11 protein-coding genes are annotated in these 11,566 nt (G+C 60.5%); 7 read left to right on the top strand and 4 right to left on the bottom strand.

Features of this window, described 5'->3' with window-relative positions; genetic code table 11:
* Both VFN25_RS09805 and VFN25_RS09800 read left to right on the top strand, forming a co-directional pair.
* On the top strand, positions 1 to 196 hold a 196-nt coding region (locus VFN25_RS09805; RefSeq protein ID WP_325141336.1), incomplete at its 5' end, for a hypothetical protein.
* Positions 197 to 288: 92 nt separating this feature from the next.
* Positions 289 to 924, top strand: coding sequence for a DUF4124 domain-containing protein (locus VFN25_RS09800; RefSeq protein WP_325141335.1), 636 nt, complete (start codon positions 289 to 291; stop codon positions 922 to 924).
* Between the two features lie 52 nt (positions 925 to 976).
* On the opposite strand, the gene VFN25_RS09795 is transcribed toward VFN25_RS09800, so the two are convergent.
* The 3 genes from VFN25_RS09795 to coaBC all read right to left on the bottom strand — a co-directional run bounded on the left by VFN25_RS09795 (position 977) and on the right by coaBC (position 5,203).
* Entirely contained in the window at positions 977 to 3,343 is a 2,367-nt protein-coding gene (locus VFN25_RS09795) for a phosphomannomutase/phosphoglucomutase (RefSeq protein ID WP_325141333.1), read from the bottom strand.
* Between the two features lie 181 nt (positions 3,344 to 3,524).
* The gene (gene dut, locus VFN25_RS09790) at positions 3,525 to 3,983 is read right to left on the bottom strand and encodes a dUTP diphosphatase (RefSeq protein ID WP_325141331.1); all 459 of its coding nucleotides are present in this window, start codon (positions 3,981 to 3,983) and stop codon (positions 3,525 to 3,527) included.
* On the bottom strand, positions 3,980 to 5,203 hold the full coding sequence (gene coaBC, locus VFN25_RS09785) for a bifunctional phosphopantothenoylcysteine decarboxylase/phosphopantothenate--cysteine ligase CoaBC (protein WP_325141329.1): 1,224 nt from the start codon (positions 5,201 to 5,203) through the stop codon (positions 3,980 to 3,982). The genes dut and coaBC overlap by 4 nt, the downstream gene beginning before the upstream one ends.
* A 121-nt stretch (positions 5,204 to 5,324) precedes the next feature.
* On the opposite strand from coaBC, the gene radC reads away from it, so the two are divergent.
* Positions 5,325 to 5,987 (top strand): RadC family protein, encoded by a 663-nt coding sequence (radC, locus tag VFN25_RS09780; protein ID WP_325141327.1) that lies wholly within the window; start codon positions 5,325 to 5,327, stop codon positions 5,985 to 5,987.
* Between the two features lie 19 nt (positions 5,988 to 6,006).
* Here the strand turns inward: radC and VFN25_RS09775 are convergent, their stop codons facing one another.
* Entirely contained in the window at positions 6,007 to 6,243 is a 237-nt protein-coding gene (locus VFN25_RS09775; RefSeq protein WP_325141325.1) for a hypothetical protein, read from the bottom strand.
* Between the two features lie 149 nt (positions 6,244 to 6,392).
* Here VFN25_RS09775 and VFN25_RS09770 point away from each other — a divergent pair, with 149 nt between their 5' ends.
* The 4 genes from VFN25_RS09770 (at position 6,393) to VFN25_RS09755 (ending at position 11,362) form a co-directional block, all read left to right on the top strand.
* Positions 6,393 to 7,418, top strand: coding sequence for a hypothetical protein (locus tag VFN25_RS09770; RefSeq protein ID WP_325141323.1), 1,026 nt, complete (start codon positions 6,393 to 6,395; stop codon positions 7,416 to 7,418).
* 416 nt (positions 7,419 to 7,834) lie between these two features.
* The gene (gene argS / locus VFN25_RS09765; RefSeq protein ID WP_325141321.1) at positions 7,835 to 9,517 is read left to right on the top strand and encodes an arginine--tRNA ligase; all 1,683 of its coding nucleotides are present in this window, start codon (positions 7,835 to 7,837) and stop codon (positions 9,515 to 9,517) included.
* Positions 9,518 to 9,587: 70 nt separating this feature from the next.
* Positions 9,588 to 10,190, top strand: coding sequence for an SPOR domain-containing protein (locus tag VFN25_RS09760; protein ID WP_325141319.1), 603 nt, complete (start codon positions 9,588 to 9,590; stop codon positions 10,188 to 10,190).
* A 179-nt stretch (positions 10,191 to 10,369) separates the two neighbouring features.
* On the top strand, positions 10,370 to 11,362 hold the full coding sequence (locus VFN25_RS09755; protein WP_325141317.1) for a mechanosensitive ion channel family protein: 993 nt from the start codon (positions 10,370 to 10,372) through the stop codon (positions 11,360 to 11,362).
* Positions 11,363 to 11,566 lie beyond the last annotated feature (204 nt).

The raw sequence follows: 11,566 nt of genomic DNA, 5'->3' as shown, positions 1-11,566 counted from the left end.
TCGCGGCGCGCTGGCGCAGATGCACTGGCCGTGCTTCAAGCCAGCGCAACAAAGAGCTGCGCGCAGACAGGTGTCGCCTAACCGATTGTTTTTGTTGAAACAGGTGGCATCCAGAAGGTCCGCCAGCCGCACCGCGCGGCTCGTCAAGGCAACCAGCCTTCACTTCGCCACGCAGCACGTCCGGCGAACCTTCTGAATGCCATGACGGTTGGGCCACTTGATCAGCGTTGCCTTAAGCTGCGAACCGCCGCGCTCTCACCTATACTCGTTGTTCGAGGAGTTCAGCTCATGGCTAAAATTCATTTCCGCTTTTTCCTGGTCGTGGTTGTATGCATCGCCAGCGTTTCGGCCCTTGCGGCCGGCTCGGTGCGCTACAAATGGCGTGATGTGGAAGGCAACCTCCACTACACCGACAGCCTCCCCGACAACGCCAACGTCATTGGCTATGACGTCATCAACAGCCAGGGCATTCTGGTCAAGCGGGTTGCGCCGGCCCTGACAGCCGAGCAAAAGGAGGAGGCGAAAGTTGAAGCTGCCGCCGAGCGCTCCGCTCAGGCCGATGCCGAACGCCAGGCCCGCGAAGATCAGCAGTTGCTTGCAGCCAATCCAACTGAAGCGGATCTTCTCAATACGCAGCAGCAACAGATCGAGATGATCGACCTGCAGATCAAGAGCCTGCAAACCGTGCTGCAAAGCCTGGAGCGAAACCTGACTGACCTGCTCGGTCGAGCGGCCGAACTGGAGCGCGCGAATTCCTCGGTTCCAGCCAAGCTCACTTCTCAAATCGCCGATGTGCGCGGAAAAATCGATCATCAGCACGAGTTGCTGGAACGGCAACAAGCCGGCAAAGAGAAGGCGACCAACGGCTTCCACGCTGAACTTGAGCGCTATCGGGCATTGCGTGAGAAATACAAGCAGCGCTAGCAGCCTGTCGGGCTTTGCCAGGCGTTCATGAATGGTTCCGGAATGGTCCGGGCTAGAACGGCAATGCCATGTCAGGCGCGACGGCGAGCAATTGAGCACGGAACTCGGCCTGAATTCGCTTCAACGCGACTTCGTTGTCGGCGTCGAATCGCAAGACCAGTACCGGGGTTGTGTTGGAGGCGCGGACCAAGCCCCAGCCGTCCGGCCAATCGGCACGGATACCATCGATGGTCGTCAGGCGGGCATCCTCGAAGTTTGCCTTGGCCTTGAACGCATCGATGAACTTGTAGTGCTCGCCCTCGACCATCTCGATCTTCAGTTCGGGCGTCGACACACCCTTGGGCAACGCGGCGAATATCTGCTCCGGCGTGCGTTCGTCCAGATCTCCGGCAAGAATTTCAAGCAATCGCGCGGCGGCATAAATGGCATCGTCGAAGCCATACCAGCGCTCGGCAAAGAAGAAGTGTCCGCTCATCTCTCCGGCCAGTTGGGCCGAGGTTTCGCGCATCTTGGCCTTGATCAATGAGTGACCTGTGCGCCACATGATCGGGCTGCCGCCGTGTTGCAGGATCAGCGGTTGCAGATGGCCGGTGCACTTGACGTCGTAGATGATGGTGGCGCCCGGGTTGCGGCTCAGCACATCGATCGCGAACAACATGAGAAGTCGATCAGGGTAGATCACTTCACCGGTCTTGGTGACCACGCCGAGTCGATCGCCATCACCGTCGAAGGCAAGGCCGATGTCGGCGCCGGTCTGTTTCACCGACAGGATCAGATCCTGAAGGTTGTCGAGATCAGACGGGTCAGGATGATGATTCGGGAAGGTGCCATCGACCTCGCAATAGAGTTCATGCACCTCGCAGCCGATACCTTCAAGCACCGCCGGCGCAACGCCACCGGCGACGCCGTTGCCACAATCGACAACCACCTTGAGCTTCTTTTCAACCTGAATGTCGTCGGTGATGCGGGTCAGGTAATCGCCCCCCAGATCCATCACCTGCAGACCACCCGAGCCACTGCTGAAGTGATCTTCCGCGATTCGCCCATAGAGATCCTGGATGGCTCCTTCGGACAGGGTTTCGCCGCCAAGCACGATCTTGAAACCGTTGTAGTTGGGCGGATTGTGGCTGCCGGTTACCGACACGCAAGAACCGGTTTGCAAGTGGAAGGCACCAAAATAGGTCAGCGGCGTCGGCGCCACCCCGATATCGATGACATCGCAGCCAGCCGCACGCAGGCCCTCGATCAGTGCCGCGGACAGATCCGGTCCGGACAGACGACCATCGCGGCCAACGACAATTTCGCGCAAGCCGCGATGCTGTGCCTCGCTGCCGATGGCACGCCCGATCTGGCGCGCAACATCGTCGGACAGGGTTTCGCCGAGGATTCCGCGAATATCGTAGGCGCGGAAAATGCTGCGATTGACGCTGATCGGCTTGGCCTTGGCCTTGGCTTCTGCCTTGGCCGCGGGAGGCGCGGCACCCTTGGGCAAATCCCTGGCGTCATCGGCCTCGCGTTGAAGCGTTTCGGCGAAGGTCATGCCACTGCCAGTATCTTGCTTGCCGGGCCTTAGTTTGTCGGCCACGCCCTGCATGCCTACCTGGCGCAACCAGAGGGCGAAGAAACCGCCGAGCAGGCAAATCGCCGTCAATGGAATGAGAATCCAGAGATTGTGGGTAAGGAAGATTTTCGTTTCCGGATCGGCAATGGCAACTCGCAGTTGCGAACCCGGAATCGGCAAGCCCAGATCACTGGTCGAATTGCCACCCGATGAGCCCGCGCTGGCCATGACCGTATCGCCACGGCCATCACCCTGGCGCAAATCAATGCGCGTGCCGTTCCGGTTCATTTGCGTAAGCGTATCGACAATGAGTGACGCAGGCAGTGAAAGATAGGCATAGGCGCGCGGCTGCGGGCCGGACATCACCGGGATGGCGAGGACCAGTACCTGAGCGCCACTGGCTGACTTGCGCATTTGCGCCGGCGCCGGCTTTTTTTCAATCTGCGCCTGCATCAGCATCTGCGCGCGCGAATAACCAAAAGCCTTCAAGTCATCTTCGCGCACTTCAAGCAAGGCGGCGTCATAAAACTCCGCACCGACCAGCTCAGGCCAGGCCGCACGCATCGCCGCTGCCGCCTGAGTCAGGCCATCTTCCCCGAGCAGCGCACTTTGCACGGGTTCGGATGCGGCGATAGCCAACGCCTTTTCATCGAATTTCTTGATCTGTTCGGCGATTGCCTTGACGCTGCGATCCCGGCCCGATTCGGCGGCCGCAAAGTTGCCGCTTTCGTTCCAGGCCAGTGACGACTGCCAGAGCAGGAAGAAACCGAACACCATCAACACCGTGGCCGCGGCCAGGGGCAACAGAATCTTCAGCATCGGCTGAATGTCGGCAAGGATATTTGCGCGCTTCGGCATTTTCTTTTTCGTTGGGGTTGCCGGCTGATTTTCGCCTGCCATGTGTTCTGCCCTTGATTCGCAACGACGGCTATCCGACCCGATAGCCAAGTGTAGTGGTTCATTGCCGATGACACATCCAGTATGCCATCAGTATTTTGGTACAACGCGAAGCTGGCAGCCTGTTGGACTGGCTGGACTGCTAGTCGCGACCGGAACTGCCAAATCCACCGCTACCCCGTTGCGTTGGATCGAACGAATCAACCAGCTCGAACCGTGCTCGCGTGACCGGCATCAAAACCAGCTGCGCGATGCGCTCACCCGGTTTCAGCGCGAAGGCCTCGTTCGAGCGGTTCAGGCAGGAGATCATCAACGGACCTTGATAGTCGGCATCGATAAGGCCCACACCATTGCCAAGCACGATGCCATGCTTGTGGCCCAAACCTGACCGCGGCAGCACAATCGCACACAGTGACGGGTCACCGATATGGATGGCCATGCCGCTGGCAATCAGCAGGGATGCGCCGGGCTCCAGGGTCATCGGCGCATCGATCATCGCACGCAGATCCATGCCGGCCGAAGCGACAGTTGCGTAGTCCGGCAGTGGAAAATCACGGCCGAGGCGCGGATCGAGGATCTTCAATGCAACCGGGATGCTCATGCGCTCACCACCACGGGACGTGTTGCCCGGTAGCGTTCGGCAATCCGCTCGACCAGGGATTGCGCAAGCACGCGCTTGTCAGCGAGCGCGAGTTGTTCGCTGCCGCCTGACCAGATCAGCAGCAAGGCGTTCTCGCCACACTCGAACCCTTGCGCTTCGCCAACCTGGTTGGCGGCGATCATGTCGAGCCGCTTGCGCTCCAGCTTGCCGCGCGCGTAATGCTCAAGATCGTTGGTTTCGGCGGCGAACCCGACCAGGAATGGCGGCTGTGCCGATTGCCCGACCTCGGCAAGAATATCCGGGTTCTGGATCAACTCCAGGGCCAGCGCCTTGCCGGATTTCTTGAGCTTGGTCGGGGCGGTAGTTTCGGGTCGATAGTCGCCAACGGCGGCGGCCGAAATGAAGATGTCAGCGTCAGCCGCGGCAGCGATGACGGCATCGCGCATCTGGCGGGCACTGCGCACATCGATGCGCTCGACACCCGCTGGCGTGGACAAGCTCACCGGACCGGCGATCAGGCGCACCTCCGCTCCGGCCTGCGCCGCTGCGGCAGCCACGGCGAAGCCCATTTTTCCAGAGCTGCGGTTGCCGATGAATCGCACCGGGTCGATATCCTCGTAAGTCGGCCCGGCGCTGACCAGCACACGCAAGCCATCAAGCGAGCGCGGACCGCGCGCAGCGACCAAAGCCGCGATCAGTTCGTCAACTTCGAGCAGTCGGCCTTCGCCGGTCTCACCGCAAGCCTGGCTGCCGGCGGCCGGACCCAGCACGCGCACCTTGCGCTGACGCAGTCGCTCGACATTGGCCTGGGTCGCGGGATGCGCCCACATCTGCTGGTTCATGGCCGGTGCCACCGACACCGGCGCGGCTGTCGTCAGAACCAGAGTGCTGAGCAGATCGCCAGCGAACCCGTGAGCGAGACGCGCAATGAGATCGGCGCTGGCTGGGGCAATGATCACCTCGTCGGCCCAGCGGGCGAGTTCGATGTGACTCATCGCGGCCTCGGCGGATTCATCCCAGAGGCTGCTGCGGACCGGATTTCCGGACAACGCCTGAAACGTGACCGCGCCGACAAAGCGCGTTGCGTTCTCCGTCATGACTACACGAACCTCGGCACCCGCATCACGCAAACGGCGCACCAATTCCGCAGCCTTGTACGCCGCAATGCCGCCGCCGACCCCGAGCAGCACATGGACACGATCCAGCGAAGCATTACTCATGTAGGAAATTTCTGACATCGCAAAGGGGGACAAGCTTACCCAAAATCACGGCCCAGGCTGCTGCCGGATTGATGATTCATGGCCCAGGATGGTATTTCCGAGACCAAAGACAGCGACAGCGATGAGCATCCGAGACTGGCCAGATGGCGAAAGACCCCGCGAGAAGCTGCGCGCCCGGGGCAGCGGATCGTTATCTGATGCCGAGTTGCTTGCAGTGTTCATCGGCTCCGGTCGGCGAGGTGCCAGTGCCGTGGACATGGGTCGCGAATTGCTGATTCGTGCGGGCGGACTCAAACCCTTGCTGCACTGTGCACAGAAAAATTCCGGGTTGGGGCCGGTCGCCTGGTGCCGCGTTCAGGCCGCCCTGGAAATCGGTCGCCGCTACCTCGATTCCGAATTGCGCGAGAACGAGGCGCTGACCGATCCCGCCGCCAGCGCCCGATTCCTCAAATCACGCCTGGCGGCCTATCCCTATGAAGTGTTCGCCTGCCTGTTCCTCGACAACCGTCATCGCGTGATTGCCTTCGAGGAACTGTTCCGCGGCACCATCGACGGTGCCAGCGTGCATCCTCGCGAAGTCGTCCGACATTGCCTTGAACACAACGCAGCTGCAGTGATTTTTGCGCATAACCATCCATCTGGCGTTTCCGAACCGAGCGCGGCCGATCGCGCGATCACGCTGCGCCTGCGCGATGCCCTGGCCCTGGTCGATATCCGCGTCCTTGACCATTTCGTCATTGGCAGCGGTGATCCGACCTCACTGGCAAGGCGTGGCTGGATTTAGCAAGTTGCTCGAATTCTCCTCAGGCGGTCTGACACGTCTGCAAAACGCCCCTCAAATACGCATTTGCCGTATCGCTGATTGCGTCGAAGACAGCGGTATCGGGTCGCCAAAGCGCCTCGCCGACGGGAGCCCCCGAATGATGAAAAGGGGCAAAGGCTAATCCAGTGAGGCGGCGCAGCAGGATCAAACGCGCTGCGCTGCGCGATGCCAAAGCCGCATCTACCCGCAATCGCCATTCCTGCTCTCGTTTGCTCATGCGAACCCGGATGCAAGCCTGAGTTTCGAGAAATCTCGATACGAGGGTGTCCATCCGCCGAGTGCGCACTATACTCAGGCACGAGAACGAACCAGGGGTCCTCGCACTACGTGATATTCGACTTTCCAAAATCCTTTCCTGCGGACACCGTGGAACAGGCCGTTCCGGATCTTGCAGCCGCGCGCGCGCGCGCAGGTGACCTTCTTGATCCACTCGAAGCGATACTGGATCGGCGCCACCAACAACTGGCGCCGTTGCTTTCCACGCACACCAATGCCCGCGACCTGCTCGCCCGCTGCGCAAACGTCATTCGCATCGCCTATGTGCGCCTCGCGGTCCGTCACGGCAGCCTTGGCGAGGATTTCCACGCTTATCACAACGAAGGACATATCCTCGATATTCTCGGCAGCCGCATTGACCGCCTGATCGCGGCCAGCGGCTTGCACGCGCTCGGCCTGGTGGACTGGTGCGTGTTGAATCTGTTTGCCGCCTGCCACGATCTGCGCCAGCGTGAAACCTCGATGTATGAAGCCGGTGTCGGCGCCAATGAACGTGCCAGCATCGAGGAGGCGTTTCGTCTGCTTGACCACTGCGGCTTCAGTCGTGAGCAGCATGCCGACATCTATACCGCGATTGATCTGACCATCAGCGGCAGCACCTTCGATGCCCGCCCTCCGCCAGGCGGCGCGGCGTTCAATGCCGCTGAATTGGTGCAGTCCGGCGGTGCGCTGGCGGCCAAGCTGGAACAGAAACTCGACAAGCATCGAGCTGGCTGGCGTGATGACGCTCGCATCGTCCATGCGCAGAAGCTCGCCCTGATTGCGGCGGATCTGGATACGGCCAATGTCGCCGAACCGTTCGCCCGCTTTGCCGACAGCGCGGAAAATCTTTGTCTCGAACGTGAAATGTTGTGTCAGCGCGATCTCGATGCGAATGAAAGCGCGCAGCCGGTTCTCGGCTTTCTGACTGACGGCCAGGACCGCTTCTTCTTCGACTTGCACCGCTTCAATTCGGAATTGGGTCGGCAATCATTTGCTTCGACCAAGGACGAAAATGCCGCGCGATTGAAATCCCTGAGCCTCGGTCTACGCGCCCGTATCGCCATGCGTGGCCGCCCGGAAAGTGGTCGGCAGGTGCTCAAAGCTTATGCCGAAACCGTTGCAGGCCTTGTCTGACACGGCCTTGGGCGGCCTTGCCCCGCGCAAACCTATACACATGGCGAGACGATCCTGCAATCGCATGGTCACTTAGTGACGAAATCTGTTGCACGGCAACAAGCACGCAATAGAATCAACCACTTACAATCGTCGCTTTAGCGGATATTCAGCCAAGTGATTGATTTTTTTAGACTCCGCGTGAGCATTCGCAGATTCTTTCCCACAGAGTTATCCACAGCCCGCCCTGACTCACGACACGGCGAAATTGTCAATCGACACGGAGATCTGCCTTTCCCTGCCGGAAGCCAGGCCCGCTCGATGCGCACGCTGGACAAGCCGGAACACACGCGGTCACACGGACGTATCAGAATGCGGCTTTGGGAAAGCGGTCACGCAGCCTACAATAGCCAGCCCGTTTCCAGTTGAATCCCGCCGTGAAAGACGCCCTGCGCGAGCTGATCCATGGAGCGCTCGCTACCCTGCGTGCGCAACAGACCCTGCCTGACGATGTGACGCCGAGTTTCGTCGTCGAGCGTACACGCAATCGCGAGCACGGCGATTTTGCCTGCAATGTTGCCTTGACCCTGGCCAAACAAGCCGGTCGCAAGCCGCGGGACATCGCCATGGCGATCATCGCGGCGATCGATGATCCGCGTGTCGAGCGCATCGAGATCGCCGGACCCGGCTTCATCAATTTCCATCTTGGCTCGGCGGCCGTGCACGCTGAAGTCCTGACGATCCTCGACAAGGGTCGCGAGTACGGCCGCAATGCCAGTGGTGCAGGCCGCAAGGTGCAAATCGAGTTCGTTTCGGCGAATCCGACCGGCCCCTTGCATGTCGGCCATGGTCGCGGTGCAGCGGTCGGCGACAGCCTCGCTCGCGTCCTTGATGCGAACGGCTGGTCGACGACCCGCGAGTTCTACTACAACGATGCCGGCGCTCAGATCGAGAATCTGGCCTTGTCAGTGCAGGCGCGCTGCAAGGGCATCGAACCCGAACATGCAGACTGGCCTGATGATGGTTATCGCGGCGACTACATCAAGGATGTCGCCCGCGATTTCCTCGACCGCGGAACCGTGCATGCCGATGGCAAGGATGTCAGCGCCAGTGGCAATGCCGATGATTTCGATTCGATCCGCCGCTTTGCTGTCGCCTGGCTGCGCCGCGAGCAGGATCTGGATTTGCGCGCGTTCGGCGTCGAGTTCGATGTCTATTTCCTTGAATCCTCGTTGTACAACGACGGCAAGGTCGAGCAAACGGTCAAGGCCTTGATCGCCACCGGACATACCTACGAACAGGATGGCGCGCTGTGGTTGAAGACCACCGACTTTGGCGATGACAAGGATCGGGTCATGCGCAAATCCGAGGGCGGCTACACTTATTTCGTACCCGATGTCGCTTACCACGAAGGCAAATGGCAGCGTGGCTTCGAGCGCGTCATCAACGAGCAGGGCGCCGATCATCATTCGACCGTCAACCGCGTTCGCGCCGGATTGCAGGCGCTCGATGTCGGCATCCCGAAAGGCTGGCCGGAGTACGTGCTGCACCAGATGGTCACGGTGATGCGCGGCGATGAGGAAGTGAAGCTGTCCAAGCGTGCCGGCAGCTATGTGACCTTGCGTGATCTGATTGACGAGGTCGGTCGCGATGCAACGCGCTATTTCCTGGTCGCGCGCAAGACCGATTCGCAGCTGATTTTCGATATCGATCTGGCTCGTGCGCAGACCAACGACAATCCGGTCTACTACATCCAGTACGCCCATGCGCGCGTGTGCAGCGTGCATCGCCAACTCGCCGAGCGTGGCATCATCATCGATTCCGACGCCGGTCTCGGCGCGCTTGATCGCCTCGATGGCGAACATGAGCGCACGCTGATGAGCGAACTGTCGCGTTTCCCGGAGGTGGTCGAAGCCGCTGCCGTCAATCTCGACCCGCAACTCGTCGCACAATATCTGCGTGAGGTTGCAGCGGCGTTCCACGCCTACTACAACGCACATCAGTTCATCGTTGATGACGCGGTACTGCGCGATGCACGCATTGCGCTCGCCGATGCGGCGCGTGTGGTCCTCGCCAATGGTCTCGATCTGCTTGGCGTTTCCGCGCCGGAGAGCATGTGACGACCACTTGTTCACGTTTCTGCACGACGCCGGAATCGTCGCGCAAACATCAATTTCAGGAGATCAGGTAATGGCTTCACGTTCACGCAAACAGGCCACTCGTGGCGGTTCACGTCCGGCAGTGCCAGCCTGGATCTGGCTCGGCGTCGGCGTCTTGCTCGGACTCGTCGTCGCCCTGGTTTTTCTCGGCAGCGACTGGGCACCGATGTTGCGCAAGCAAACCGGTCCGCAGCCGAACCCGCAAGCTGTCGCTCCACGGGAATCCGAGCCACCACTGGTCAAGACCGAAGACAAGCCGCGCAAGAACTATGATTTCTATTCGGTGCTGCCGGAAATGGAGGTCGTCATTCCAGATGCCGAAATTTCGGCCAAGGCGCGCGCCGAAGCGACACAAGCACCCACAAACCCGGCGACGCCGGCGGTATCGGCAAGTGCGCGCTACCTGCTGCAAGCCGGCTCCTACCCGTCAGCGAAATCTGCTGACGAGGTCAAAGCCAGACTGGCCATCCTCGGTTTCGTCGCCCAGATCACTCCGGTGACGATCAACGGCAAAACCTGGAATCGCGTGCGCCTCGGACCGTATGCCAGCGCCAGCGAACTGGAAGCCGCGAAGGCCTCTCTGGCGGACAATGGATTCAACGCGATCGCGCTCAAGGAAGGAAGCGGACAGTAACAAACAGGGCACGCCATGGTTGAGGCAGCGCTGCCCTTTGCATGATTGGAAAGCCCGGATCGGTCCGGGCCCGACGCGGCGTCGAGGTTCCGATGAGGCTCGCATTCAAGTGCCTGCGTCTATGATCCCCACTCACTGACCGCACTGTGGATTCCATGCCCGACGCTACGCGATTCGACATGTCCGCCGTCTTCGAGCGACTGCTTGAGGAAAGCTATCGATTGATTGCCGCGCTTCCGATGCTGTTGCTGGCCTTGCTGATTGTCTGGATTGCATGGTGGGCCGGTCGCTGGATATCGCGGCGCGCCTGGATTGGGCGCGCATCGAAATCCAATCCCTTTCTGCAGGAGCTGGCGCGCACCACGGTGCGCTGGATCGTGCTTGGGATCGGCTTGCTGGTTGCACTGGAAGTCATGCAGGCGACCGCCCTGGTTGGCGCGGTTCTTGGCACTGCCGGCGTTCTTGGCGTTGCCCTGGGCTTCGCCTTCAAGAGCATTCTTGAGAATTATCTGGCCGGCATCCTCATGAGCGTGCGACAGCCGTTCGCGCCGCGCGATCACGTTGTCATCGACGGCAATGAAGGCATTGTCGTCTCGCTGACTTCGCGTGCGACCATCCTGATGACACTTGACGGCAACCATTTGCGCCTGCCGAATGCGCTGGTGTTTGGCAGCGTTACCCTGAACTACACGCGCAACCCGAGCCGCCGCTTTGATTTTGAAGTCGGCATTGGCGTCAACGAGGATCTGATTCGCGCGCAATCACTCGGCGTTAACGAGCTCGGCCGCATCGACGGGGTCATGGACAAGCCGCCACCACGCGCCCTGATCACCGCGCTCGGCGATTCCAACGTGCAAGTGCGCTATCACGGCTGGGTCGATCAGCGCGAACACGAGTTCCTCCAGGTCCGCAGCGAGGCGATCCGCCGCGTGAAGCTCGTCCTCGAAGAGGCCGGCATGGACATGCCCGAACCGATCTACCGTGTGCAAATGTCCGAGATCGGCAAATCCGACGCGGCCAGCCAGGCGACGCAAAGGCAATCACCACTTGCCGCTGCGGTGGAAGAGTCGGTGGATACCCGCGCGACCAAGGATGTCGAAGATCAAATCGACGACGAACAGCGAACCCATGCGCGCAACGATCTGCTTGATCCGGCGGCACCTCGCGAATAGAAGCCATTGCCAGACTGTTGAGACGACTCGGGAACTTCGCTTTCGTTGCGATTGCGTATGCATGCTGCGCTGAGGGTTGCGCCGGTACGTTGCCAGAGTCGGCAGATTCGAGGTAGTGCCAAATCTGTCGGCCACGTCCCTGAAGCTGGTGACGCCATCGGGTCTGATGGTGACCCTGACAATCCACCTGAGGCTATTGGAGAA

Origin of the sequence: Dokdonella sp. (genome assembly GCF_035703485.1) — a bacterium.
GTDB lineage: Bacteria > Pseudomonadota > Gammaproteobacteria > Xanthomonadales > Rhodanobacteraceae > Dokdonella.
Note: the sequence above shows the minus strand (reverse complement) of the source record. Positions and strands in the feature narration are given on the sequence as shown.

Coding starts and splice junctions, on each gene's coding strand:
- coaBC (WP_325141329.1), bottom strand. CDS start 5,203: ATGAGTAATGCTTCGCTGGATCGTGTCCATGTGCTGCTCGGGGTCGGC.
- VFN25_RS09795 (WP_325141333.1), bottom strand. CDS start 3,343: ATGCCGAAGCGCGCAAATATCCTTGCCGACATTCAGCCGATGCTGAAG.
- dut (WP_325141331.1), bottom strand. CDS start 3,983: ATGAGCATCCCGGTTGCATTGAAGATCCTCGATCCGCGCCTCGGCCGT.
- VFN25_RS09800 (WP_325141335.1), top strand. CDS start 289: ATGGCTAAAATTCATTTCCGCTTTTTCCTGGTCGTGGTTGTATGCATC.
- VFN25_RS09755 (WP_325141317.1), top strand. CDS start 10,370: ATGTCCGCCGTCTTCGAGCGACTGCTTGAGGAAAGCTATCGATTGATT.
- VFN25_RS09775 (WP_325141325.1), bottom strand. CDS start 6,243: ATGAGCAAACGAGAGCAGGAATGGCGATTGCGGGTAGATGCGGCTTTG.
- radC (WP_325141327.1), top strand. CDS start 5,325: ATGAGCATCCGAGACTGGCCAGATGGCGAAAGACCCCGCGAGAAGCTG.
- VFN25_RS09760 (WP_325141319.1), top strand. CDS start 9,588: ATGGCTTCACGTTCACGCAAACAGGCCACTCGTGGCGGTTCACGTCCG.